Source organism: Helicobacter muridarum (assembly GCF_000765805.2).
Lineage (GTDB): Bacteria > Campylobacterota > Campylobacteria > Campylobacterales > Helicobacteraceae > Helicobacter_A > Helicobacter_A muridarum.
Genome location: NZ_JRPD02000005.1, coordinates 78,838 through 103,742, shown reverse-complemented (window position 1 = coordinate 103,742; position 24,905 = coordinate 78,838). Strand labels below are relative to the sequence as shown.

The 24,905-nt window shown below is 31.9% G+C and carries 23 protein-coding genes and 1 pseudogene; 22 read left to right on the top strand and 2 right to left on the bottom strand.

The genetic code is table 11. The features are described from left to right. Window positions 1–281: 281 nt before the first annotated feature. Complete coding sequence (rnhA, locus tag LS73_RS03945; protein WP_034556787.1) at window positions 282–734, bottom strand: ribonuclease HI; 453 nt, start codon at window positions 732–734, stop codon at window positions 282–284. A 248-nt stretch (window positions 735–982) separates the two neighbouring features. On the opposite strand from rnhA, the gene LS73_RS03940 reads away from it, so the two are divergent. The 11 genes and pseudogenes from LS73_RS03940 (at window position 983) to LS73_RS03890 (ending at window position 12,862) form a co-directional block, all read left to right on the top strand. Further along, window positions 983–1,579 (top strand): DedA family protein, encoded by a 597-nt coding sequence (locus LS73_RS03940; RefSeq protein WP_172458493.1) that lies wholly within the window; start codon window positions 983–985, stop codon window positions 1,577–1,579. 18 nt (window positions 1,580–1,597) lie between these two features. Continuing rightward, entirely contained in the window at window positions 1,598–3,109 is a 1,512-nt protein-coding gene (locus LS73_RS03935) for a leucyl aminopeptidase (protein ID WP_081955479.1), read from the top strand. 32 nt (window positions 3,110–3,141) lie between these two features. After that, the gene (locus LS73_RS03930) at window positions 3,142–3,666 is read left to right on the top strand and encodes an adenylyl-sulfate kinase (protein WP_034557367.1); all 525 of its coding nucleotides are present in this window, start codon (window positions 3,142–3,144) and stop codon (window positions 3,664–3,666) included. A 48-nt stretch (window positions 3,667–3,714) separates the two neighbouring features. After that, on the top strand, window positions 3,715–5,169 hold the full coding sequence (locus LS73_RS03925) for a DUF2972 domain-containing protein (RefSeq protein WP_104692242.1): 1,455 nt from the start codon (window positions 3,715–3,717) through the stop codon (window positions 5,167–5,169). Next, the gene (locus LS73_RS03920) at window positions 5,166–5,936 is read left to right on the top strand and encodes a class I SAM-dependent methyltransferase (RefSeq protein ID WP_034557974.1); all 771 of its coding nucleotides are present in this window, start codon (window positions 5,166–5,168) and stop codon (window positions 5,934–5,936) included. The genes LS73_RS03925 and LS73_RS03920 overlap by 4 nt, the downstream gene beginning before the upstream one ends. A 198-nt stretch (window positions 5,937–6,134) precedes the next feature. After that, a pseudogene (locus LS73_RS03915) lies at window positions 6,135–6,963 on the top strand (class I SAM-dependent methyltransferase). A 179-nt stretch (window positions 6,964–7,142) separates the two neighbouring features. Then, a complete protein-coding gene (locus LS73_RS03910; protein WP_114985960.1) occupies window positions 7,143–9,434 on the top strand; it encodes a hypothetical protein in 2,292 nt (763 codons plus the stop codon). A gap of 88 nt (window positions 9,435–9,522) precedes the next feature. Continuing rightward, the gene (gene lepB / locus LS73_RS03905) at window positions 9,523–10,449 is read left to right on the top strand and encodes a signal peptidase I (protein ID WP_034556685.1); all 927 of its coding nucleotides are present in this window, start codon (window positions 9,523–9,525) and stop codon (window positions 10,447–10,449) included. An 18-nt stretch (window positions 10,450–10,467) separates the two neighbouring features. Further along, window positions 10,468–10,851, top strand: coding sequence for a DMT family transporter (locus LS73_RS03900; protein ID WP_034556687.1), 384 nt, complete (start codon window positions 10,468–10,470; stop codon window positions 10,849–10,851). A gap of 73 nt (window positions 10,852–10,924) precedes the next feature. Further along, window positions 10,925–11,239, top strand: a complete 315-nt coding sequence (locus LS73_RS03895) for a DMT family transporter (protein ID WP_034556689.1) — start codon at window positions 10,925–10,927, stop codon at window positions 11,237–11,239. A gap of 81 nt (window positions 11,240–11,320) precedes the next feature. Next, window positions 11,321–12,862, top strand: a complete 1,542-nt coding sequence (locus LS73_RS03890; protein ID WP_138069983.1) for a DUF6056 family protein — start codon at window positions 11,321–11,323, stop codon at window positions 12,860–12,862. A gap of 403 nt (window positions 12,863–13,265) precedes the next feature. On the opposite strand, the gene flhA is transcribed toward LS73_RS03890, so the two are convergent. After that, window positions 13,266–15,506 carry a flagellar biosynthesis protein FlhA gene (gene flhA, locus LS73_RS03885; protein ID WP_034557028.1) on the bottom strand — a complete coding sequence of 747 codons (2,241 nt, stop codon included), beginning with the start codon at window positions 15,504–15,506 and terminating at the stop codon, window positions 13,266–13,268. Window positions 15,507–15,624: 118 nt separating this feature from the next. Between flhA and rpsO the strand changes: the two genes are divergently transcribed. From rpsO to hslU, 11 genes are all read left to right on the top strand, one after another. Continuing rightward, window positions 15,625–15,900, top strand: a complete 276-nt coding sequence (gene rpsO / locus LS73_RS03880) for a 30S ribosomal protein S15 (protein ID WP_034557030.1) — start codon at window positions 15,625–15,627, stop codon at window positions 15,898–15,900. Window positions 15,901–16,024: 124 nt separating this feature from the next. Then, window positions 16,025–17,248 (top strand): A24 family peptidase, encoded by a 1,224-nt coding sequence (locus LS73_RS03875; RefSeq protein ID WP_034557032.1) that lies wholly within the window; start codon window positions 16,025–16,027, stop codon window positions 17,246–17,248. Next, complete coding sequence (locus LS73_RS03870) at window positions 17,238–18,257, top strand: LptF/LptG family permease (RefSeq protein ID WP_052089486.1); 1,020 nt, start codon at window positions 17,238–17,240, stop codon at window positions 18,255–18,257. The genes LS73_RS03875 and LS73_RS03870 overlap by 11 nt, the downstream gene beginning before the upstream one ends. Before the next feature lie 8 nt (window positions 18,258–18,265). After that, window positions 18,266–19,045 carry a tRNA pseudouridine(38-40) synthase TruA gene (gene truA / locus LS73_RS03865; RefSeq protein WP_052089487.1) on the top strand — a complete coding sequence of 260 codons (780 nt, stop codon included), beginning with the start codon at window positions 18,266–18,268 and terminating at the stop codon, window positions 19,043–19,045. 16 nt (window positions 19,046–19,061) lie between these two features. Then, complete coding sequence (locus LS73_RS03860) at window positions 19,062–19,592, top strand: hypothetical protein (protein ID WP_034557033.1); 531 nt, start codon at window positions 19,062–19,064, stop codon at window positions 19,590–19,592. A 10-nt stretch (window positions 19,593–19,602) separates the two neighbouring features. Continuing rightward, entirely contained in the window at window positions 19,603–20,430 is an 828-nt protein-coding gene (locus tag LS73_RS09985; protein WP_174887589.1) for a hypothetical protein, read from the top strand. Between the two features lie 186 nt (window positions 20,431–20,616). Next, window positions 20,617–20,883: a flagellar biosynthesis protein FliQ gene (fliQ, locus tag LS73_RS03850; protein ID WP_034557034.1), complete on the top strand. Its 267-nt coding sequence runs from the start codon at window positions 20,617–20,619 to the stop codon at window positions 20,881–20,883. Window positions 20,884–20,905: 22 nt separating this feature from the next. Next, window positions 20,906–21,886 (top strand): UDP-N-acetylmuramate dehydrogenase, encoded by a 981-nt coding sequence (locus LS73_RS03845; protein WP_034557035.1) that lies wholly within the window; start codon window positions 20,906–20,908, stop codon window positions 21,884–21,886. After that, the gene (gene ybeY / locus LS73_RS03840; RefSeq protein WP_034557036.1) at window positions 21,877–22,737 is read left to right on the top strand and encodes an rRNA maturation RNase YbeY; all 861 of its coding nucleotides are present in this window, start codon (window positions 21,877–21,879) and stop codon (window positions 22,735–22,737) included. Before LS73_RS03845 ends, ybeY begins: the two co-directional genes overlap by 10 nt. 272 nt (window positions 22,738–23,009) lie before the next feature. Next, window positions 23,010–23,558 carry an ATP-dependent protease subunit HslV gene (gene hslV, locus LS73_RS03835; protein WP_034557037.1) on the top strand — a complete coding sequence of 183 codons (549 nt, stop codon included), beginning with the start codon at window positions 23,010–23,012 and terminating at the stop codon, window positions 23,556–23,558. Beyond that, a complete protein-coding gene (hslU, locus tag LS73_RS03830; RefSeq protein ID WP_034557039.1) occupies window positions 23,555–24,892 on the top strand; it encodes an HslU--HslV peptidase ATPase subunit in 1,338 nt (445 codons plus the stop codon). The genes hslV and hslU overlap by 4 nt, the downstream gene beginning before the upstream one ends. The last annotated feature ends 13 nt before the right edge of the window (window positions 24,893–24,905 follow it).

Genomic DNA, 24,905 nt, shown 5'->3' with positions numbered 1-24,905 from the left:
TTTTACTAAAGAAACTTCGTTTTACTAAAGAAACTTCGTTTTACTAAAGAAACTTCGTTTTACTAAAGAAACTTCGTTTTACTAAAGAAACTTCGTTTTGTATTAAGTGGAATATTTAAGTGTAGATAGTGAAACATACATATAATTTAATAAAACTTGAGTAAGCATAGATGATATTTTTAGCTTTATAATCTAAAGCTTTGTTGTGTTAAGAAAAACTGATTATCGCTTATAATGATAAAATATTATATTTGCTAGTTTTGATGTTTTTAAATGGTGCATTAATGATCATTTTCTTGTTTGCTATATTGTTTGGCATTTTCCCTAGCAATTTTATCACAATGTTCATTTTGAGAATGACCGTTATGTGCCTTTACCCATTGCACTTCGATTTCGTGTGATTGGCTTAAATGAACATATTCCCCCCATAAATCAGTGTGTTTTACATCTTTGAATCCTTTATTTAGCCAATTTGGTAAATGGGTTGTTATGGAATCGCAAATATATTTTGAATCACTAATAATAACTACCTCACAAGGCTCTTTTAGCATTTTTAGCCCCTCAATTACTGCTTTAAGCTCCATGCGACCATTTGTGCTATATGGCTCACCGCCACTTACTTGCTTATATAATAATTTTGAATCTTTTGTAGTATATTCTAATAATGCGCAATACCCAGATGGACCAGGATTTCCTAGACTTGAGCCATCTGTGTATAGCTTTATTTTTTTCATTGCCGCTCCCGTATAATTTTAAAAATTTTATCTAAAAATAATAAAAATCTCAAATTATTAATAAAAATTAATTACGATATGAAAATATTTTAGCTTGTATAATTCTAGTTGTCATGTTATTTATTTGTTTATCTAAGGGCAGAGTCATGTATTTAATACGTAACAATTTCAAGACTGTATTTACTGTTGGCTTGATTGTTTTGCTATTTGGTGCATTTTTATTTTATATATCCAAATCTGATTTCTCATTGGAAAATTTTATTATGAATCTTTGGGATACATATGTGGAAGATTGGGGCTATATCATATTATTTTGCTGGAGCATCTTAGAAGGCGAATGGGGCTTATTGCTATCAGGTATAGCTGCACATCAGGGATATTTGAATGTTTATTGGTGTATATTTATTGCTGGGCTTGGCGGTTTTACAGGAGATCAAATCTACTTTTATATTGGTAGGCTAAATAAGGGTTATGTTCAGATAAAATTTAAGAGTCAAAGACGTAAATTTGCCCTTGCAAGCAGCCTTATGAAGAAGTATGGTTGGCCTATTATATTTATCCAACGTTATATGTATGGACTACGAACCATTATTCCAATTAGCATTGGGCTAACGCGTTATTCATCTGTGAAATTTGCAATAATAAATCTTATTTCTGCATGGATATGGGCAGCTGTTACTATTATTCCTGCTTGGTATTTTGGACAAGAGATTTTGGATTTTTTGGCAAGCTTTTCATCAAAAGTCAAAAAAAATCCTCTCGTATTCCTAGCTTTATTTGTTATAATTATGCTCATTATAACCCTTGTTTATTTTTGGGTTAAGAAAAATCAAAAACATACATAATTATAAGGACCAGCAATAATGAGCAATCAACTTTGGGAGGGACACAATATAGATATTAATGTGTTTGATAATAGATATGGCACAGCTGTTGCTTTTGTTAAGAAGAGTATTTTTTCAAGCAATTCTTCTCTCGATGTAGAAGAGGATTTTAAATCCATTAGAGATTTTGAGTTGCTCAAAAGACTAGGTTATAAAGGCAAGGGAACTTTTTACGCTCAAGTTAGCAATATACTTTATGTTGGGTTAGAGGATTTGGATTTGCATGGTTATGCTAATTCTTCTTGTATTGCAATAAAGGCTTTGAAGTCCTTGAATATTAAAGATGCTTATTTTGATTTGGTTGGTTTAGATTCTACATTGCAATGGCATGTAGTAAGAGCAATATTGCTAGGCGAATATGAATATAAGGGGTTTAAAAGAGATGATAACAAGGATTCTAGTTCTAGTATAGATAAACCTAATACAGCAGAAAAACTTAAAATTTCGCTTATTGGTGTTGATGATTCTATTCTCCAAAGAGCTAAGATTATCTGCTCTCGTGTAAATTTCGTTCGTGATATTGTCAATACTCCGCCAAATATTGCAAATTCTATATTTCTATCTAATTTAGCGCAAAATGAAACTATAGCTGTTGCTAAGAGACAAAAAGAGCATGAAATAAAAGCTATTTTGCGTAGTAACTCCTATATGGAAGAGCAAAAAATGGGAGCTTTTCTAGCTGTGAATCAAACTTCTAATTTTCCCGCATTTCTTGCGCATTTAAGCTATAAGCCAAAGCATGCTGGTAGTAGCACAAAAAGGATAGCACTAGTTGGCAAGGGCTTGGTATATGATACAGGTGGGTTAAGTCTGAAGCCTGCAGATTACATGACTACCATGAAAGCCGACAAAAGTGGGGCATGTGCAGTTTTAGGTATTTTTTTAGCTGTGGCAGAGCTTGGATTAGATGTTGAATTGCATGCTATTATGGGTATAACTGATAATGCTATTGGAAGCAATGCTTATAGACCAGATGATGTATTAATCTCTAGAGAGAAAAAGAGCATAGAGGTAAAAAATACAGATGCTGAAGGGCGTTTAGTATTAGTTGATTGTTTAAGTTATGCTCAAGATTTGGAGCCTGATTTGATTGTTGATTTTGCTACTTTGACTGGAGCTTGCGTTGTTGCTCTTGGTGAATATACTAGCGGTGTTATGGGGTATAATGATAGTCTTAAACAGCAATTTGTAGATAGTGCTTTGCGCTCTGGAGAGTTAGCGCATACCTTGCCTTTTAATCCGCATTTAAAAAAGCTTATAGAATCAAAAATAGCAGATGTTAGCAATACTTCTAGTTCTCGCTATGGTGGAGCTATTACAGCGGGTATGTTTTTAGGTGAATTTATACGCGATGAATATAAAGACAAGTGGTTGCATATAGATATAGCTGGACCTGCATTTGTAGAAAAAGAATGGGGAGTAAATCCATATGGTGCAAGTGGAGCTGGTGTATTAGCTTTCATTGAGTTTTTAAGTAGCATTATTAAGTAATAGTAATATAATTGATGTATAAAATTGATTTAATGAAAGAAGGATTTGGACTTGTCATATGGATAACAGGTCTTTCAGGAAGTGGCAAAAGCACAATAGGCAAAGCCCTTTATGCTAGGCTTGCTGGCTGTATAAAAAATGTAATATATCTAGATGGTGATTCCTTACGTGATATTTTGGGGTGTTCTGCCTATGATAGAGCAGGTCGCATTGATATGGCTATGCGAAGAGCAAATTTAGCATATTATCTTTCAAGTCAAGGTATGGTGGTTATTGTTACTACTATTTCTATGTTTAATGAGGTGTATGAATATAATTCTAAGCTTTTTTCACATTATATACAAGTTTATATAGAGTGTAGTATGTCAGAGCTTATTAATAGAAATCAAAAGGATTTATACAAAGGTTTTATAGAAGGTAGAGTAAATCAAGTAGTAGGCATGGATATAGCCTATGATGAGCCTATAATAGATAAGTCAAGTATTATTATTAATAATGATATTTGTGAATGCTTAGACAAAAAAGTTGATTCTATACTTTCGCGTATTGCTGTGTAATTATGAATATTAATAAATTTGATAGTTTAGATTGTATTGGAGATTGCTGTGTCAACCAAGAAACGAGATAGAGAATCAAAGGGTTTGTCAATATTAAAACAACAAGGCTTTGTAGCTTTTTGTAGATACAGAGTTAGAAAGATTATCGATAAATGCCACAATAAGTTTGAAACATATATTTTTTATAACGAGGGTTTGCTTGCATATTACAAATATTTGTATTGGAGATTTATAGTAAAGAGAATATTCTTATGTTTTAGATTTGTTTATATTCCTAAAAATTTTGGCTTTGCTGTATGTGGTGCACATGGTGTTGGGCTTCATTCCTTGTTATACTTTATAAGTAAGTTACATGCTAGGAAAATAAGCCCTACCTCACTATCTACTAGAATAAAAGCTAGATTGCTTAGCTTTTTCTTGCCTAATACCTGTGCTATTTCTAATATATGTAGACATACGGGGGGGGGGGTATTACCACTTGGAATGTTTGCTATGCGCAAAGATGTAACAAAGGACATAGCGTTGCAGGTAAATTATGAACTAAGTCGTAATACAGATTTCTCTATTTGGGGCATTACTCTAGACGGCAGAACAGAAGGTAAGGAAGATTTGTTGTATTATATTGCCCCAGAGCATAAAGTCCCTGTTATATGTATTGTTAGAGATCCAATATTAGCTCTTATATCAGCTGCTAATATTGGGCTAAACTACTGCTGTATAGCTAAAAAAATTACTCCATCTAGCTCTGTTGAAGAAATTAATGCAGCCATTGAAGAGGTAATGTCTGAAAGAATAGAATCATTATACGAAATACAAGCCTTTAACTCTGCTTATACTACTATACTTGATTGGTATTCTAATCTATCTCAAATGTTCCCTTATGCTAGCGAGATTCTCTATATTGATACCTCTGATTTGATTGGATCAAAAACAAAACAACCATACAAAAAATTGCTACATTTATTGCAAATAATCATCAAAAACTTTGACTTGAAAGTGCCAGACAATTTTGATTTTGATTTAAAAGTCAATGATTTTTTAACGCATAATCTTCCCTTAGAATTTGAATTTATGAATCATAAAATTTGTGTTTCTGCATTTAAAGGAGCATTTAAAATAGGGCTTAGACAATGTTATCATTATAGCGATAAGAAGTTTTACATTGATATGGACTACCACTCCAGCTTTTTTCCTAGTAGGAGGCTATTTATTAGCACTAGCTCTAAAAGCTTTCCAGCCTCTTTTGTAGAATCGCTAAAGAAAGAAATTGAGAAGCGATTAGAGGTTATATATAATAAGATACTTCCATACCACTCGTTAAAAATTACTCCCAAAATATTCCTAGACTTCTTAGCTAGAAACTTAAGCAAAGCGGAGATTCTTCGTTCTACATTTGATTACGAGTTACAGCATGTAAAGCAGAATAGACCAGATATTGTTGCTACTTGGGAGTATTACAAAGAATTTCAAAAACTTTTTACACCAACAAAAGGAGATTTATGAAACAAGGTGATTTTACAGAGGTAGCAAAGCATTATCATAATCGTCCAGCATATAGTTCTATGTTATTAGAGAAATTATTGCGCTGTGTAAATGATTCCAACAAACCTGTGCAAACTTTGAGGGTTGTAGATGTTGGAGCTGGCACAGGTAAGCTTACAAAAATGCTTGCTAATTTTGGATTGAAAGTTTATGCTGTTGAGCCTAATGATAATATGAGACAAGAGGGCATTAAATATACACAAAATACATCTATTTGCTGGTCTAAGGGTAGTGGTGAGAATACAGGCATAGAGTCTAACTTTGCCGACTGGGTCATCATGGCTAGTTCATTTCATTGGACAAATCCAAGTAAATCTCTACCTGAGTTCGCCCGTATACTAAAGGATAGGGGATATTTTACAGCAATTTGGAATCCTCGCAATATTCAACCAAATTCTATATTTCACATTATTGAATCTGAAATCAAACGCATAGTTCCAGAGCTCAATAGAGTTAGTAGCGGCACTCAAAACACTAAGAATTGGGAGGAGATTTTAGTTTCAACAGAAGATTTTGAGGAATGTTTTTTTATGGAATGTGATTATGTTGAGATGATGGATAGAGAGCGTTATATAGGTGCTTGGCACTCTGTTAACGATATTCAAGCTCAAGCTGGTAGGGAGCGTTGGCAAAAAATTATAGATATGATTGAATCTCATATTAAAGATTTACAAATCATTGAAATCCCATATAAAATTAGAGCTTGGAGTGTGCGCAAGAAATCTTAATCTCAATCCCATTGTAAATAAGTTGCAATAATCATTGCATTTAAGCAATGTAGCCTATATTAATCATAATTGTATTATTTAAATAAAATTGATTTATTTGTATTCTATATTGCTAATTGGCATAGCATTAAAGACACCTCAATTTTATTGCGTCATTAGTGGTGTGTCTTCACGCACAATTTATTTAAAAGGATATTAATGCAAAAGTTAGTAGAGCAACATTGGGATTATACTAAGCATGCAAAGTTTTATGAATTTAGACCAAATTATGCTGATGTAACAATTGATATGTTAATTTCCCTAGTTCGTGGGCATGCTCACGCTGCGGGGGGGGGGGCAATCCTTCCTCGTAGCCGATATTGGAGCTGGCACAGGAAATCTTAGTATTATGTTATTAGAGCGGGGGTTAAAGGTGGTAGCAGTAGAGCCAAATGATGCCATGCGTGAGATTGGCATAGAACGCACAAAAAACAGTGCGATTGAAGATGTGGATTCTAATGTAAATTTTGAAAATAATATAGAATGGGTACGTGCAACTGGAGTGGATTCTACTCTTAAGAGTGGAGAATATGATTGGGTTACGTTTGGTTCTAGTTTTAATGTCATGGATAGGAATGAAGCACTCAAAGAGGCTCATAGATTATTAAAGCCACAAAGATACTTTTCATGTATGTGGAATCATAGAGATTTACATGATCCAATTCAGGAGATAGCAGAAGAAGTTATCTTAGAACTTGTTCCAAATTATAACCGCGGTGTTAGACGAGAAGACCAAAGACCAATACTAGAACAGAATAAAGAGTTATTTGACAATATTATCTATATAGAATCAGATTTTTATTTTCATCAGAGTATTGATAATTATATTAGTGCGTGGAAGAGCGTAAAAAATCCTTATTGGGATTTGGAAACAATTGATGGTATGGAATTATTTGAAAAGATTGCTTATCAGATGAGGCATAGACTTCCATCACACTTTAATATTAAATATACAACTCGCTGTTGGAGTGCCAAAAAAGTTGGATAATAAAGAGGTTGAATAATAAAGAAGCTAGATAGCAAATTAATGTAGTTGACAATTTTAGATATTAATTTGTAATTTATTAATTCTTGTTACTTTTTTTAATATCTATCCTAATATTAGGAATTAAATTATATATTATGGTTCTGGTTTATATTGTTTGTTATTAGATATAGGGGTTTGTTATGCTAAATAAACTAACTAGGTATATGATTATTATTTGGAGTATCATATTTTTATCTTTATGTGTTACTTGGGTGCTTTTATCTTACATTTCTCATAATAAAACGTATTTAGGGAAGTTAGCTGTATCAAATATATCATTTTCAGAGTTAAGCGTTAATCCAGATAACATTAAATACCTATATACCTTTAAAATAATTTTCCCTAGCAATATTTTTCGCTACCAAACGAATATTTCAGATATAAAAATTTCTTCTTTGCGGCTTGACAATATTGAATGTCAATATGACAATAATACAAACACTTTTACATCTACAAAGTCTAACTCGCTAGATATCTGCAATGGTATTGCAATATCCAAGCTACAAAGATACATTGATATATCTACAAAACAAATAATTGATAAACAGACATCAGGCGAAGTATCTTATAGCGTGCAGTTTTCATTTCGTGCACTTGTTGTAATTGCAATTGGATATATTGTTGGTATAGTATTTATTATTGCATTACGTTTTAATAGTAGCCAGAACTCTTTTTATATTGTAGATTCAACTAATAAGAATCCTAATATTATAGGCAATAATTACCCAAGTCCCATTAAGTCCTTTGTCGTGGTCTTGCTTATTGCTATATGTAGCATGTTTTTATGTTACATGCTAATTGATAGCGGGCATGATTGGGGTGGGGACTTTAGTGCTTATATAAATCAAGCTCTAAGCATTATGAATGGTAATGTAGAAGCTTATAAACTAGAGAATGCTTTTATTATTGACAATACTCATACGTATACTAATGCATTATATGGTCCACCAACATATCCTTGGGGGCTGTCTGTCATGCTTATACCATTTTTGCATGTTTTTGGTTTAAATTTCTTATGGTTGAAATTATTAATGATATTCCATATTGGAATTTTGCTATTTTCTTTATACTATTTCTTGCTGGGTAGATTGCCATATTTTACTCTATGTGTGATTGTTGTATTCTTTGCATGCAATTATAATATTTTAATATATGCAAATTATGTGATTAGCGATTTGACATTTATGGCTTGGTGTATGGTGTCTATTGCATTGTTGGATTCTTTTCTATGCCATTTTCATAAGTTAAATTGTTATTCATCAGCAAATCATATTGATGTTATAAATAAACAAATCAGTAGTAGCTCATTGTTTAAAAATGATTTATTTTGGTTTGTTTTAAAAGGGCTTTTAGCTGGTGTTGCTATGTTTATAGCAATGTCCATACGCACAAATGGTATAATTTTACCAATTAGCTTGTTTTGCTATTATATTTTCTTATTTCTTAAGACTAGATTTACTTCATCTAAATTAAATTTTGTCTTTGGAAAGGATAAGGTAAATTTTAATTCTTCTAATTCAAAACACTTTAAAGCAAAAAGTCAACTTTTACAATCTATGCCCAAATCTATCCCCCCCCCCCCCCATTTAGTTAGAATCTTAAAATCTAAACTAATTCTATTTTATGGTATATTGTTGTTGCCTATACTTATATGTGTGTTGCTTCAGATACTGTTGTTGCTTTGGCTTGGCTTTGGCAATGGTGGGAATCTGGAGTTTCTTAGGTTTGATATTATCTATAATGTAAAAATGTTATTTCGATATATACGAACTTTTGCACAAATTTTTGGAGATACTAGGATAGTTATAGGCATTATTAGTATTCCATTTGTTATTATAGGGATTATTCGCCTATGGGATAGAGAGGCATTATGCCTTATTTTCTTAGTAGGGTATTTGGGTGTTTATATGTTATGGGTTGATATTGGTTTTCGAGCCATGTTGCCCCTCATTCCATTTTACATATATTTCTTTGTTGTTGGGGGTTATGTTTTTAAGCTTAGCAGGATTATTAATATTCTTCTGATTTGCCTTATTGTATACAATATAGCAATTGATATTAGACAAATTATACATAATATTCCAAAAACATGTGATTATGCTTCAACAAGTAAAGATTCTATGGATATATACGAATATGTTAGGAATCACACTAAGCAAAGTGATGTCATTATTTTTATTAAGCCTCGTGTATTGCATTTATTTACGAATAGATTATCGTTCTCTTCTTTCTCTCTTAGTAAAGACGCCTTGAAAAAGGCACAATATATAATCTTTGCTAAGGATTTTGATTATTTTCCACTTAATGAATATTCTTTATCTTCTATTAAAAACAATAATTATTCAGAAGTTGTTAATAATATAAAAGAATTAGAATTTCAATATGCAAATAATTCTTTTATTATCTTTAAGATTAATCATAGCGTGCTCTAAGACTTTAAGCCTATATTTTAATGTTTTATATTAGAATTACAATTTTTTATTTATTGTGAATAAAGTCTCAATGTCAAAGGAACTTTTAATGAATATTCTGCGTGGCATATATAATTTTTTTGCTAGTTGGGTTGGTGCTATTGTTACTGTGCTAATTATTGTGTTTTTCATAGCACAGGGTTTTATTATTCCTAGTCGCTCAATGGTTGGAACACTTTATGAGGGAGACATGATGATTGTTAAGAAGTTTTCCTACGGCATACCAATTCCAAAGATTCCTTGGATTGAGATTCCTGTCTTTCCAGATATACGAGGGGATAGACATCTTATTCCTGGTGATAGACCACAAAGAGGAGATATAGTTGTATTTAATCCACCAGGAGATGATAAGACCTACTATATAAAGCGTAATTTTGCCATTGGTGGGGATAAAGTAATTGTTGCAAGAGATGGTATTTATTTACGACCAGTAGAAGGAGATTCTTATATTAATGAGCATTTCAATGGCTATGATACTAGTATTTTTTTTGGTGAATTATATGTAAAAGAGCCTTATTCTAAGGAATTTTTAGGAATTCACTATGGTGAGAAAGGTGGAGCTATATTGCCCTATATGAGCTACTTTGCCCTGCGTGTTAGAGCGCAGTTTGGAACAACTAACGCTTTCACAGGTGGCAAGGGTATCGCTATGCAGCCAAGAATATTAAATGGTAATGATATCTTTTATATTAATATTCCAGAGGATAGCTTCTTTATGGTTGGAGATAATAGAGATAATAGCGAGGACTCTAGATTTTGGGGACCTGTGCATTATAGTAGAGTTATTGGCAAACCTTGGTTTACATGGCTTAGTATAACCCTTGCTGATAGCATAGAATCAGATGCAGCAGATCCAAAGAATCGCTATAAATTACGTTGGGATAGAATGTTTAAAAGTATAAGTACCCTAGAGAATAATGCAAAGGTCTTTGATGGAGAGTGTCGCTATTATTCTAATAGGATATGCGGGTTATAGTTAGGTTTGGGGATATTTATGAAAAGATTCACTATTACTACAAATTTTGCATGGGGATTGGTAGTATTTGGTGGAATTATTGAATGTTTTTGGGTTAGCGGTTTAAAATACGCTGATAGTTTTATATTTTATACATTAACTGTTATTGGAATAATCATTTCATTTTGCTGTGCAATTATAGCGATGAAGAAAATTGAAGTAAGTATTTGCTATGCTATTTTTGTGGGTATTGGCACGGTAGGTATTGTTATAGCTGAAATACTAGTCTTTGGTGAGCCATTTTCCTTGCTTAAAATGGCACTTATAATAACCTTATTGCTTGGTGTAATTGGATTAAAATTCGTAAGCAAGGAGAGTGATGAAGTTACAAATGAATCAGGGTCTAATTTAGGGCTTGATTGATTATTATGAATATAGTTTGCATATTTTAATGCAAGAGCTAGTATATTTGGACATAGGAAATAAAAGGATATAAATGAGCTGGATTTGCTTAATCTTAGCTGGGTGTGCAGAAATAACTGGAATTATTGCTATGAAAAAGTTTTTGGCAACGGGTAAAAAAATTTTTATTTTATATATTGCCATAATTTTTATAATTAGCTTTCTTTTGCTTTCTTTTGCTATGCAAGATATTTCTATGGCTACTGCCTATGCTATTTGGACTGGTATTGGTGCTGGCGGCGGCGTATGTGTTGGGATTATATTTTTTAAAGAGAGCAAGAGTTTTTTGAAAATATTTTTCCTTTTTTTAATTATTGCCTCTAGTGTTGGTTTAAAGGCTTTGGGGTAGCCCTAATTTTTTAATGGATTGTATATAATATTTTGTTATAATCGCTTATGTATTGATTTCTTAAGATAGTGTATAGCAGTTATGACAAATAGAGTAGTTACCCCCCCCCCCCCCATATCAATATCATCTCATAGCGTAAATATATTTTTACTTATTTATTGCCCCCTCTTATTGCTTAACTTTATGTTCCCCACTCAAAGTGATGATTTGGGTGCTAAAATAGGCGGCATTAGTGCTGCTATATCAAGCTATTTTAATTGGAATGGTAGGTTGGGGGAGTTAATAAAAGTAAGTTTTGGTTCATACTTTTCTACGACTATTTATTACAATTTTATTAATGCATTTGTTGGTGTATGCGTTATATTTCAGATATTTTTCTTAATTTTTGTTCGATTTCCAAGAGGTACATTCTTTGATTATAGCGTTTGTAGTATTATTATTGTAGTTTTGCTATATGATTCTGCATTTGGCTCTATATTTTTGTGGGCTGCTGGTAGTTATAACTATCTATGGGGTTGGTGTCTTATTTTATTTTGGTTAATACCTTATAGATTATTTTGGCATAATATTATAAATAATAATTTATCCACTCAAGATTCTAAAAGCAAATTTAAAATAATTAGTATGCTGCTATTGGGTATTTTAGCTGGTTGGTGTAGTGAATTTGGTATTGCAATTATTTTATTACAAGTTTTTATATTAGTATATGCTTCAATCAGATATAAAGTAAAAGTTCCATTATGGTGCTGGTGGGGTTTAGCTGGATTTTGTATAGGTTGGGTCATACTTTATATAAGTCCGGGACATGCAAAACGATCTATGCTATTTAGCTATTATTTTTCTCTAAGAGATTTATGGAATCTAAGCTTTAAGGATAAAATATATTTATTTTTTACATTTTCTGGGAAGCTTTCTGTTAATAAAGTTTGGTTTTTTATAATAGTTTGGGCTACATATATGATGTGCTTACTTAAACATAAACATATTACATATAAGATACTAGCTATAATCCTTGTTATAGCTTTCTTTTATATTTTTAGAAGCCTTGTTAGTTTGTTTGTGTTCTTATTAATTAACTTTATTTGCATTATGTATTTTGCTTTTGATTCTAAAAGACGTGGCATGTTAGCCGAACAAAAACTATTTTTTGGTGTAGCAATGTTACTATTTGTATATGCACTTTTTACTGCTTGTACAATTCAAATATCAGTTCCACATAGGGCATTATTTCAATCTACGATATTAATGTCCATATTATGTGTAATAGTCTTTAATTATATATGGAATCTATATAAGTTTGTTGGTATGCTGCTTGGTGTTTGCTCCAATGTTGTTTGCATCATTTATGTTATATTTGTGTTTAGTGCTTGCTTGGATATGTATGCTAAATGGAATAATATGTTAGGTTTTATAGATGGACAAAAGGAGTTAGGGCATAAAGATGTCCGAGTAGATAAGAAAACTTTCCAGTCATATTATAGAAATTACGGGAATTGGGCAAATCCTGTTAGCGATGTGCATGTTTGGCCAAATACAGATTATGCAAAATACTTTGGTTTGAATAGCTTTGGAACACGAATAGATAACTTAGAATCTAATGACGAAAAATCCACACAGAAATAAAATCTTTAGCAATAATTTCAACTTATTTTACATAAATTTATATATTTTGTATCTTATGTAAAATTTTTGAATAAGTGTTACTTGTTTGCTATCAGTCGTCTTAAGTTTTATATTTATTCTTTCTTATCATACCTAATTTTGTTTTAGCCCATTTACTTATATTGTAAATCTTTTTATTTTATATTCAGGCTATTATTTTGAGATTCTAATGAAATTTAGAATCTCAAAATTTTTTAAGCTTAACTATTCAGTGAAAAATCTAAGATAAGGTTTTAAATTTCTGCAAGATACCATTTAATACATTCTTTAATAGATTAAATCTCTAGCTTTTTCTTATTTTAGTTTGCTAAAGTAAGGCAGGTAGCTTTAACTACTATTTTGCTTACTAAAGATAAATAACTATTTATTGATGAAATGGTATATCAATTATTCCCATAACTTCAAACGAGGCATTTGGATCTATTTCAGCATGGCTTAGCACAACCACCGAATCAACCCCAAATTGCTCTAGTTGTAAACTTAGTGAAGCCCTAATATTTGAATCTACTACTAGCACAACGGGTGCTATATTTCTTTGAACTAGTTTTAAACTTTCTTGCTTTACAGAATCAATTAACTTTTGCATTTCTGTTGTATTTAGTAATAAAATTTTATTTCCGTGCTGGTCTTTTAGCTTACTCTTTAAAAATTCAGTTGAACTGTCTGAAAATGTTAGGAATTTAAAATTCCCATCTTCAGCTTTAAATACATTTGTAATAACTCTAGCAAGTTTTGCGCGAACATGCTCTACTATTATTGGAATATCATTTTGCACAATAGGTGCTATATCTGTTATAGTTTCTAGTATAGTTAACATATCTTTAATTGGGATTCCCTCATGTAGCAATGCTTGCAATACGCTTCTTATAACACTTGATGGGACTTTTTTCGCTTCTTCAATAGCAGTTGGATAATCGTTTTCGAGTCTATCCATAAGCTTCTTAACCTCATCTTTAGTAATGAATTCCTCTGCATATTTCTTGACTAGTTCTCCCATATGTGTTGCAATTACTGTGGCTGGGTCTATAACTGTGTAACCTTGTATAATGGCATCTTCTTTTAGATTAGAATCTATCCACATACCATCCATACCAAAAGCTGGTTCTTTAGTTGGTATACCATCTATCTCTTTTGTTACCATACCTGTATTCATTGCTAGAAATTTATCGGGCAATACTTCTCCATTACCTATTTCTATGCCTTTTAGAAAGAATTGGTATGTTGTAGGTCCAATGCCAGGATCATCTGTCATTCGGATTTGTGGCATTAAGAATCCATAATCCCTAGCAATCTTCTTTCTTATTCCGCGCACCCTCTCTAGTAAATCACCTCCTTGTTCTGCTGCTGCTAGTCGTATTAAATGATAACCTAGATGTAATTCTAAGAACTCTACTTTTAAGACTTCATTGATTGCTTTTTCTTCTTCTTTTTTTATTTCTTCTTGTGTTTTTGGGACTCTCTTTGGAGCTGGCTCTTGGATTGGAATTTTCTCTTTAGAATCTGTAAGCTTTTTATTTTCTTTTTGTTTTTTCTTACCAAGACTTGTAAATGACTTTATGATTTGAGATATGGAAGAGCTTTCATTATCTCTGCTAATAAGCCATGCAGAAAGCCAAAATAATGATGCAATAAGTATTAAAGGCATTTCAGGGAAGCCTGGGGCAAATGCAAATATAAATAACACAAATCCAACAATAATTAATGTTTTGGACTTATCTGTTAATTGCTGGATTAGACTATTTGCGAAGTTTTCCTCTTCAGCCTTAGTAGTCCTTGTAGCTACGATACCTGTGGCTGTTGCTACAATTAGAGCTGGGATTTGCCCTACGATTCCATCTCCAATGGTAAGTAAAGTAAAAGTTTGGGCTGCATCAAGCATTTTCATATTATTTTGGAAAACCCCAATAGCAAATCCACCTACAATATTTACAATAGTAATAATAATAGCAGCAATGGCATCACCTTTGACAAATTTACTAGCACCATCCATAGCACCATAGAAGTCGGCTTCTTGAGCCAATTGCTCACGTCTATTTTTTGCCTCCTTTTCATCTATTAATCCAGCATTCATATCTGCATCAATTGCCATTTGCTTACCTGGCATACCATCAAGCATAAACCTTGCTCTAACTTCTGTAACACGTGTAGCACCATTTGTGATAACTAGCAAATTGACTATTACTAGTATCACAAATATAATAATTCCAATTACATAATTGCCGCTTGCGACGTATTGTCCAAATGTTTCTACAATCTTGCTTACATGTTGGGCACCATTACTGCCTTCGCTTAATATCATTCTTGTGGTAGCAACATTGAGTGCTAAGCGAAAGGCTGTTACAAATAGCAATAAAGTAGGGAATGTGGAGAAATCCATAGGCTTATTTATATATATTGCTATAAGTATTATTAGCATAGATAACGCCATAGATATAGTAAGTAATAAATCTAGCATAAAAGAGGGCATAGGAACAATAATAACTGCTAAGATTGAAATGACAAAAACTACAATTCCTAAGTCTTTTGATTTACTAATTAATTTTAAAAAAGGAAAAGCTTTTTGCATGACACCGCTTTTTTGCTTGTCATTACTCGCTGCAGCCATTAATGTTGCCTTAATTTCATAATAAATGTTCGATTATAACAAAATATTGTAAAGTTTATGTTAGAATCTCCACTTTAAAACTATTCTAATCTAAAATTTATTAAATAGGAGGGATTATATGGTCCTAAGTTCAGTAGAGAAACAAAAAATCATCGCACAATTTGCAAGGGGTGATAATGATACAGGTTCAAGCGAGGTGCAAATAGCTCTCCTTACACATAGAATTTCAAATCTTACAGAGCATTTGAAAAGCAATCCAAAGGATCACTCAAGTAGATTGGGTCTTTTAAAGCTAGTAGGACAAAGAAAAAGCTTGCTTAGATATTTAAAAAATAAGCAATATGATTTATATATCCATACAATAAAAACGCTTAATATAAAAGACAGAGCATAATAGACTCTAATGGCGGGTATTACAGTGTAATATACTATATAAGGTTGTCTTTTCTATTATTGTTATAGTTAGCATTTACTGCTTAATATCCGCTTATCTAAAAACATACAAATAGGTTAGATTAATGGATAGAGACATCGTAGGTTTAGAAATTAATATATATCCATTTGTTATATTTGCTTTTATATTTGTCGTATCTGTGATGTTTTGGCTATTTATTATGTATTTTTTTAGAAAGACTTTAAAAGATTCGATTCAATCAAAAGCTATTTTGCAAAACAATTTGCATATTTCTGGTAGAGCTAAAGATGAAAATGTGGTAATAAGTTCTAGTATTTATCCTACTGCAAGAGATCAAAAATTAGATGATATTAATGCTAAAGTCTGTGCTAACAACTCAAATAAGAATAATCCAGCTATGGATGGCTTTACGAAAATAAATGCTAAGAGCAATAATATGCCAAACTCCAACAAAGAACCTATGAACGTATTAGATGTTGTATCTAATGCATCTATAAAAATTGGTTCTTCATTAAATGATTATAAAGCAGATTCTGAAAAAATAGATTATAAAAGTCAAACCTCTTCTAGTGTTAATTTTAATCTTAGTATTTTTTTTTCTTTTATTAAACCTATATTTCATTTCTTTGTATTGATTGTGCTAATAGCATTTAGCTTTAAGCTAGTCGCATATTCAAATAGTATTGATAGTAATTCTCGTATATCTAACTTAAGTTTATCTGATATTGATGCGGATATTTTTAGTGGTATAGATATTGCCAAAAAGACAATTAATTATATTGGTAAAGATGTAGGTAGTAGTGTATTTGACAGTGTTGTTATTACTTTTGTTGCTGATAATTATTTTGTTACCCTTTGTCTTTGTGTATGTTGCTTATTGTTATGGTATGCTTTGAGTGTGCTAGATTTTGAGTTTTTTTGTGTTCCAAATATATTGCTTATTGCTTTATTTGTTACAAGCGTTGGAATATATTATTGGCATACAAAATCCTTTGACATATATCCATTTGCTATGTTAGGTATGTTTTATATGTTTTTTTTCATTGTTCATTGTTTTAGTGTTAAACGGCTATTAGGTGAAGGTGATATTTGGGTTCTTGCTGCTATGTTTGTGATGCTTGCTACATTTTTTGAATCAAATTATGCAGTAGGTGCTGAATGTATTGTTGTGGCTTCTTTACTAGGCATTCTTGCTATTTTTAGTATCTATGCATATGCTAGATATAGATATGGAGAACATTTATCTTATATTTATAAATTTAAAATTCCATTTATACCATTCTTATTTATAGCATTTATTCTTGTGAGCTTGTTGTATGTTGCTTAAGAAGTATATATTGCAGGCTGTAGGAGAGATGTTTTTTCCATTTTTCTTTGTGTTATTTTTTATATCTTCAATTGTTTTGCTATTAAATATCTCTGTACTTACAAATGGCATTAAGATTAGTGCATTTGATTTATTATTGCTCTATCTATATGGCATACCGGGTAATGTGTTTTTTGTTATAGCTATTACTTTTTATGCAGCATGTATATTAGGGTTAAGTAGGCTTTCGTATGATTCTGAAATGTTAGTTTTCTTTTCACTTGGTGTTTCTCCTGCAAGCATTATAAGAATCTTATTACCTTTATCAATTATGGTAACTTTTGTGCTATTGATGTTTTCTTTCGTTATGATGCCACTATCTAAGAATGCATATCGTGATTTTATAGGATATAAAAAAAATATAATAGATATTAACTTAAAGCCTGGTGATTTTGGACAAAAGATTGGTGATTGGCTAGTTTACATTGATGAAAAAGAGGAGGGTATATATAAGGGACTGGTGCTTTATTCCAACAATGTAGCAGGTTCTAAAAAGAGTTTTGTAGTAGCAAGGGAGGGTGAGATCTTAAATAAGAATGGTGTCTTAGAGTTATTATTACGTGATGGAAATTCATATATTGGTAATAGTGAAGGTATGCAAAAGATTCATTTTGATTCTATGATTGTTCGAAATACGCTTGCTGATCCCAAGTTTAGTTCAGATAATATATATGAGTATTGGCTTCCTGCGCTAAGGGGAGATTATGGTCGTTTGAGAGCCTTAGTGCAAGCTATTTCTATCTCTTTTTTTCCTGTTGCTAGTATATTTTTTATACTATTTTTTGGCATACGTAATCCTAGATTCCAAAAGAATTTTGCCTATTCTTATGTTATTGTTAGTGGTGGTTTATATTTGATAATCATGTATATATTATCTGTTAAACTCCAGTTAGCTTGCCTTTTTTTGCCTATTATATGGCTAATTGTAGGTAGATATTATTATGTTTCTCGCATTAAGAGATTTTATTAGGTTTTAGCATGAGTTGTAGTATCTTACGTAGGAATATTGCATGTATAATTGCTTATGATGGCTCTAAGTTTTATGGTTTTGCAAGGCAGAATCGCAAAGATACAGATATTGTAACTGTTGTTGAATTCTTTGAGAATGCTTTAAGGAATATTGGAATCTCTACTTATATTATTGGTAGTGGACGCACTGATAGGGGGGTGCATGCTACATATCAAGTTATCAATTTTCATGCTAATTTATATATGTCTTTATCCAAAATGAGAAAATTACTTAATGATAGGCTTTATCCATTTGTGCTAATAAAACAGATTTATGAAGTGGGCTATACTTTTCATGCTAGATTTGATGCTAAGGCTAGATTTTATAAGTATATTTTTACTAAGGAAGATATCTTACCATTTTATACAAATTATATTGCTAGGCTAGATTATGGTGATGTGAATTTATTAAAGTTGGCATTATTACAATTCATGGGTGAGCATGACTTTACTCTTTTTAAAAAGAGTGGAAGCTATACCAAGCATTGCGTTAGAGAAATTATCAAAGCAAATATTTTTCCTGCTAAGATTCATAATATATCTTGCCTCGTAGCACATATTGGAGCAAATGGATTTTTGCGTTCTCAAGTGCGTTTGATATTACAGGCTTGTATATATGTTAGTTTAAATAAAATTCGCTTAAGAGATATTATAAACCAGATTTCAAATAATATGGATTTACAAGATAGAAGATGTGTACGTAAGTTAGTTCCAGCTTGCGGTTTATATCTAACTAAAGTTATTTACTAGGCTGATAAGGATAAGTATGATTGATTTGCAAGGGCGCAATTTAAATAGCGAAGAAGATGTTAGCATATATTTACATTGTGAGAATATCTTTTTATCTATTTCGCTAGGATTCTATCTCAAGGGACACCTAAGTATTGCCGATGAGTCTGACTTTATTATTACTGATATTGATGATTTAGTTACAGAATATGACAAGCCTATTTGCCTAATTGGTAAAGATTTGTATGTGCCTTGTAGTGTTCATGAGATGTTTACACAGCTTCATGATTTTTATAATCAAGTGAATGCAAAGCAGGCAAGTATATTTCATAAACGTTTACAACATATAAATCAAAATGAGAATAAGATGATAACAAGGCAGAATAATATAAAGCAATCTTTATCCCATGAAAAAAAAGAATCACAAAATGACCTTATAGAATCCATAAAAAATGAAAAAATGCGCGAGCTATTAAAGAACACTAGTCCGGAATTAAGCGAGCAAATTGAAATTTTATTTAATGAGCTTTCAAGAAAGATATATGATACTTTAAATACCCAGAAATAAATAGTAAATAATGAAAAGTATATATTATGTTCTCTATCTCTCTATGCCAAGCTGTTTTGGTATTATTGCTAGATATTTGATTTTGTCATGCTTTGTTATAATGTTTATAGCGTGCCATGTTAATAAGCAACTTTTAACATTGCAAGATAGCAAAAAGGCTGGATTTATTAGCGATGGTAGTTATGTTCTGCAAGATCCACCACAAGGAAAATCAAGAATATATGTTTATCGTGATAATGGCTTAGTTGGATCGTATCTAGGCTATACTATACGTATAGAGTATAATCCAAAAACAGACAAAAAAGGTAGACCAAATTATCAAAACTACCAAGATTCACTAGGCTATGTCATGAATGGCAGAACATTTTTTGCAGATATTTGGGCTGGACATACTGTTGCAATTAGTGCTCATACAGAATCAACTTCTTATATACTCTTTACTCCAATGGAAGGGCAGATTTATTGTATAAGGGCAAATATGAAAAATGGCTTTACTATGCCTAGACCAAATTTGAATCTAGTTAATAAGTATATTTGTGAAGAGGCATGGATTGATTATTTTTCAAGTGATAATATAGAGTTTCAAAATAAATGGCGTAAGCATTATAATGAACAAGCAGGCAGGATTTTAATTGAGCCTTCATTTGTTGCAGAGGCTAGAAAGAAACAAGAGTTAGAGGATTCGTTGCGCTTATTGCAGGCTATGGAGGATTCTAACAGTAATAGTAAATTAGGTGAGAATGCTAAAAGCTCTAATGATAAAGATAGCAATAAGAAACCTAGCCTTAAAAAGCCAGCAGTAAAGAAACCTATTGTAAAGAAATCAATAACTAAATAACCTTATTTTGCTTATATTATGGAATTTCATTTTTTTGTAATCTTTTGATATTACCTTATAGATTGACTTTTTATATTGATTAGATTCTATGTAATAACATGCTATAAAAAAGCTATAATTGGATTTTTATTATTCGGGTTTTGTTTTATGCTTGCTAGATTCACATAATTTCATTAAGGGGTATAAATGGAACAGCAACTTATGTCTCTTGCTATCCAGACCTATAAAATCACTTTGTTTCTTTCTTTGCCTGTGTTATTTGTTGCTCTGATTATGGGGCTTTTGATTAGCATTTTTCAAGCTACAACACAGATCAATGAAATGACCTTGTCATTTGTCCCAAAGATTTTAGCTGTTATTGCTATGATTATCTTTACTATGCCATGGATGCTTAATATGCTCATGGATTTTACTAAGTTAGTTATTAATATGATTCCAAAGATCATATCTTAAAGTTTCTACAATAACGCAGAATATGCAGCAAACAGCTATAGACTTTAAGCGATATTCAAGTATTAAGATTGGTTCTAATGTCCTTGTGCATGTTATAGATATGAAAGATATGGCTGCTAGTCTTGTCCCATATAATGATCATATTGCATCTAATATGCCTATTAAAGTAAAAGCCAATTTAAGTGATTGCCTTGTTAATGCTGCTCCTAAGCTATTTCAGAATCTATCCTTGTATATACCAAATATCTTTGATTCTTTAGATGTGTTGAATACAGTTAAAAAGCAATCTATATTTTCTTCTAGCCTTGTATGTCAAGATAAGATGCTGTATATAATAGGTAGGGCTAATAATCTTTTAGTATCACCAAATGCTAGTAATTTAGCCGTATTGGGCAGTAGCTTTAACTATATATCTGATTTAGGTGAATATGTTGAAATGGGAGCTAGTGTAAATAGTTTGCAAGCATTTTTATATTTCAAGAGACACAATTTAAGCGGACTTGAATTTCTTAGGAGTTTACCGGGCAATGTTGGTGCTTTATGTAATATGAATGCTGGCATGAAGAGCTATGAGATGAAAGATTGCATATCAGAGCTAAATATTAATGGTATTTGGGTTAATTTAGAGCAAGCTAGTCTTCATTATAGAGGGCGAGATTCTAGTGGCGTGATATTTGCAGTTAGATTCCATAAATTAGAAGGATTTAGGTGGCATTTGCTTAATATGTTTTCTCTAATGCGCAAATCTCACCCAAATAATCCTAGTTGTGGCAGTTGTTTTAAGAATCCGCTAAATGACTATGCAGGTAGGTTATTGGAGTTGGTTGGACTAAAGGGCTTTCGCATTGGTGATGTGGGATTTAGTCAGAAACATGCTAACTTCCTTGTTAATCTTGGACAAGCGAGATTTGAAGATGCTCTAGCATTGATAGAACTAGCAAAAAAACGCGTATATGAGGAATTTGGAGTTGTGCTTGAGTGCGAGGTTAAGATATGCAAATAGATTTTATTGATCAAAGCAATTTTTTACAAAAAAGTGATATTGTTAATTCTTGGGCTAGATTCCCTAAGAATTTGCAAACTTTAATTGATGATAAAATGCTTGGTGATTCTATTTATAATGATATATTTAAAGATATTAACCTTGATATATGCTATAAGACGTATTTTGGCATCATATCGGAATATATTTTAGTGAATCTTTTCCATGCGATATTTGATTCTAATAAAACTAATAATATTAGTCTAGATTCTATATTTTTTGCAGAATCTACAGATAAAGCTTATAATGAATTCATAGATGAAACTCATGTAAGATATTTGCAATACTTTATATCTAAGCGTGATTTAAGCATTATTGAAAATGTATTTGTCGAGTTTATTCTTGTAGATAATATGGGCATTAGAGAGCTTAATAGAGAATATTTACAAAGGGACTATAGCACTGACGTGCTTAGCTTTCCTCTCTATGTAATGCCATTTTGTAAAATTTCACATATTATAAATAGTTATGTAATTTCAAATATATCGATGCAGCCAATTACTAAGCTAAGCAATAAGCAAAGTGTCATAAAATCATTGGATTCTAAATTAGAAGTTGATTATCAACCTACTCAATGTTTAGGCAGTATTGTCATTAATACTCAAGAAGCACTTAATCAATCAGATTTATTAGGTCATAATGTCCATACTGAAGTTTGTATTTTATTCGTGCATGCTTTGTTGCATTTGCTAGGCTTTAATCATGAGAGTGATTTTGGAGAACAAAGAAGAATTGAGAAAATAATTATAGAGTCTTTACGCTTACCATATGGGCTAATAGAGCGAACATTAGATAGCTCTAAGAGCAATTAGCAATAAAAACTTATGGTTAGATTCTATTATTGGTCAATGTATATAAGTCAAAGGTATAATTAGAATCTTTTTTAGATTGCCTATAAATGTGTTATTGAAGCTAACAGCAGTCTTTAGTTTGGCTTAAGGTAATGAAATATATTTATAGGAATTATGGGATTTTTAGGTTTGTGCGGCGCGTGGAGGTTGTAGATTAGACTCTTAGTAAAACTAATGTTAAATTAAGATATAATTCTCATCTTGATAACTCCGCTTACTTTAAGGAAAGATAAATGTTTCATGCGACAACCATACTTGGCTATGTTGGAACAAAGAATAATAAGCCCTATGGCGTAATAGGTGGTGATGGGCAAGTTAGCTTTGGTAATTGTATTATGAAAGGCAATGCTAATAAAATTCGTTCTTTATATGGCGGTAAAATTTTGAGCGGGTTTGCTGGTAGTACAGCCGATGCTTTTAGCCTATTTGATATATTTGAGAGGATTTTAGAAGGTAAAAAGGGTGATTTGCTAAAGTCTGTGTTAGAGTTTAGCAAGGAATGGCGCAAAGATAAATATTTGCGCAGATTGGAGGCTATGATGATAGTTTTGGATTCTAAGAATATTTATATCCTAAGTGGCACAGGTGATGTAGTGGAGCCAGAGGATGGCAAAATAGCCGCTATTGGTAGTGGTGGCAATTATGCTTTGAGCGCAGCAAGAGCTCTTGATAGATTCTCTAATATGCAACCAAATGATATAGTTTTACAGTCATTGCAAATTGCAGGTGAGATTTGTATTTATACTAATACAAATATTAGGATTTTGGAGGTTACACAATGAATGAAAGCCTATTTACTCAAACGCCAAGGCAAATTGTTGCATATCTTGATGAATATATTATAGGTCAGCATGACGCAAAGAAATCTGTTGCAATCGCGCTTAGAAATCGTTATCGTAGACTTCAGCTACCAGTTGATATACAAGATGAGGTAACACCAAAAAATATTCTAATGATAGGCTCAACAGGTGTTGGAAAAACAGAAATTGCAAGACGCATGGCAAAAATAATGGGACTTCCATTTGTCAAGGTTGAGGCTAGTAAATATACAGAAGTAGGATTTGTCGGTAGAGATGTAGAATCTATGGTTCGAGATTTAGTTAATGCTAGCATCAACCTGTTGCAACATAAAAAAAGAGAAGAATCAAGCGATGTGATACAGGATTATATACTTACAAAAATTACACAAAGACTTTTGCCTCCTTTACCATCAAGTGTTAGTGAGGATAAGAAGCAAGAGTATAATGAGAGCTTTGAGAAGATGAAGCAAAAAGTAGCAGACGGTAAGATGGATTCTATCAAGATTACCGTTGATATTGCTAAGCAAGAGACAAGGGTAGATGATGGACTGCCAGGTGAATTACTTAAGGTGCAAGAATCTCTAATGAAAGCCTTAAATTCCAAGAGCGATAAAGTTAAACGTGAGCTTACTATTAAAGAAGCAAAAGAATCATTACAGGTTGAAGCAGAGAATGCTATACTTGATTCTGAAGCGATAAAAGCAGAGGCATTAAAGTTAGCTGAGCAAAGTGGCATTATATTTATTGATGAGATAGATAAAGTAGCTGTGTCATCAAAAGATTCCAATAAGCAGGATCCAAGCAAAGAGGGAGTTCAGAGAGATTTATTGCCCATTGTGGAGGGAAGTGTGGTGAATACTCGATATGGACAGATTCGCACTGATCATATATTATTTATTGCAGCAGGAGCTTTTCATTTTAGCAAGCCTAGTGATCTAATTCCAGAGTTACAGGGTAGATTCCCTTTACGCGTGGAGTTGCAAACTTTAGATGAAGATGCTTTGTATCAAATCCTTACAAAAACTAAGAATTCAATTATTCGTCAATATCAAGCACTTCTTTCTGTGGAAAATATTACGCTTGAATTTGAGGAGTCTGCATTAAAATCTATTAGCACCCTATCTTCTTATGCAAATGAAAAAACTGAAGATATTGGTGCTAGAAGATTGCATACTACTATTGAACGTGTTTTAGAAGATATTAGCTTTTGTGCAGAAGATTATTCAGGACAGAGAGTTACTATCACAAAACAGATGGTGGAGGAAAAACTTCAAGATCTTGTAGAAAACGTGGATTTAGCTCGCTTTATTTTGTAATTAACCATATTGG

Bases quoted from the DNA above. Each gene is read 5' to 3' on its own strand.
- LS73_RS03935 (WP_081955479.1), top strand. From the start codon at position 1,598: ATGAGCAATCAACTTTGGGAGGGACACAATATAGATATTAATGTGTTT.
- LS73_RS03845 (WP_034557035.1), top strand. From the start codon at position 20,906: ATGCAGCAAACAGCTATAGACTTTAAGCGATATTCAAGTATTAAGATT.
- flhA (WP_034557028.1), bottom strand. From the start codon at position 15,506: ATGGCTGCAGCGAGTAATGACAAGCAAAAAAGCGGTGTCATGCAAAAA.
- LS73_RS03860 (WP_034557033.1), top strand. From the start codon at position 19,062: ATGATTGATTTGCAAGGGCGCAATTTAAATAGCGAAGAAGATGTTAGC.
- rpsO (WP_034557030.1), top strand. From the start codon at position 15,625: ATGGTCCTAAGTTCAGTAGAGAAACAAAAAATCATCGCACAATTTGCA.
- LS73_RS09985 (WP_174887589.1), top strand. From the start codon at position 19,603: ATGAAAAGTATATATTATGTTCTCTATCTCTCTATGCCAAGCTGTTTT.
- LS73_RS03920 (WP_034557974.1), top strand. From the start codon at position 5,166: ATGAAACAAGGTGATTTTACAGAGGTAGCAAAGCATTATCATAATCGT.
- LS73_RS03900 (WP_034556687.1), top strand. From the start codon at position 10,468: ATGAAAAGATTCACTATTACTACAAATTTTGCATGGGGATTGGTAGTA.
- lepB (WP_034556685.1), top strand. From the start codon at position 9,523: ATGAATATTCTGCGTGGCATATATAATTTTTTTGCTAGTTGGGTTGGT.
- LS73_RS03910 (WP_114985960.1), top strand. From the start codon at position 7,143: ATGCTAAATAAACTAACTAGGTATATGATTATTATTTGGAGTATCATA.
- rnhA (WP_034556787.1), bottom strand. From the start codon at position 734: ATGAAAAAAATAAAGCTATACACAGATGGCTCAAGTCTAGGAAATCCT.
- LS73_RS03890 (WP_138069983.1), top strand. From the start codon at position 11,321: ATGACAAATAGAGTAGTTACCCCCCCCCCCCCCATATCAATATCATCT.
- fliQ (WP_034557034.1), top strand. From the start codon at position 20,617: ATGGAACAGCAACTTATGTCTCTTGCTATCCAGACCTATAAAATCACT.
- ybeY (WP_034557036.1), top strand. From the start codon at position 21,877: ATGCAAATAGATTTTATTGATCAAAGCAATTTTTTACAAAAAAGTGAT.
- LS73_RS03930 (WP_034557367.1), top strand. From the start codon at position 3,142: ATGAAAGAAGGATTTGGACTTGTCATATGGATAACAGGTCTTTCAGGA.
- LS73_RS03895 (WP_034556689.1), top strand. From the start codon at position 10,925: ATGAGCTGGATTTGCTTAATCTTAGCTGGGTGTGCAGAAATAACTGGA.
- hslV (WP_034557037.1), top strand. From the start codon at position 23,010: ATGTTTCATGCGACAACCATACTTGGCTATGTTGGAACAAAGAATAAT.
- LS73_RS03875 (WP_034557032.1), top strand. From the start codon at position 16,025: ATGGATAGAGACATCGTAGGTTTAGAAATTAATATATATCCATTTGTT.
- hslU (WP_034557039.1), top strand. From the start codon at position 23,555: ATGAATGAAAGCCTATTTACTCAAACGCCAAGGCAAATTGTTGCATAT.
- truA (WP_052089487.1), top strand. From the start codon at position 18,266: ATGAGTTGTAGTATCTTACGTAGGAATATTGCATGTATAATTGCTTAT.
- LS73_RS03870 (WP_052089486.1), top strand. From the start codon at position 17,238: ATGTTGCTTAAGAAGTATATATTGCAGGCTGTAGGAGAGATGTTTTTT.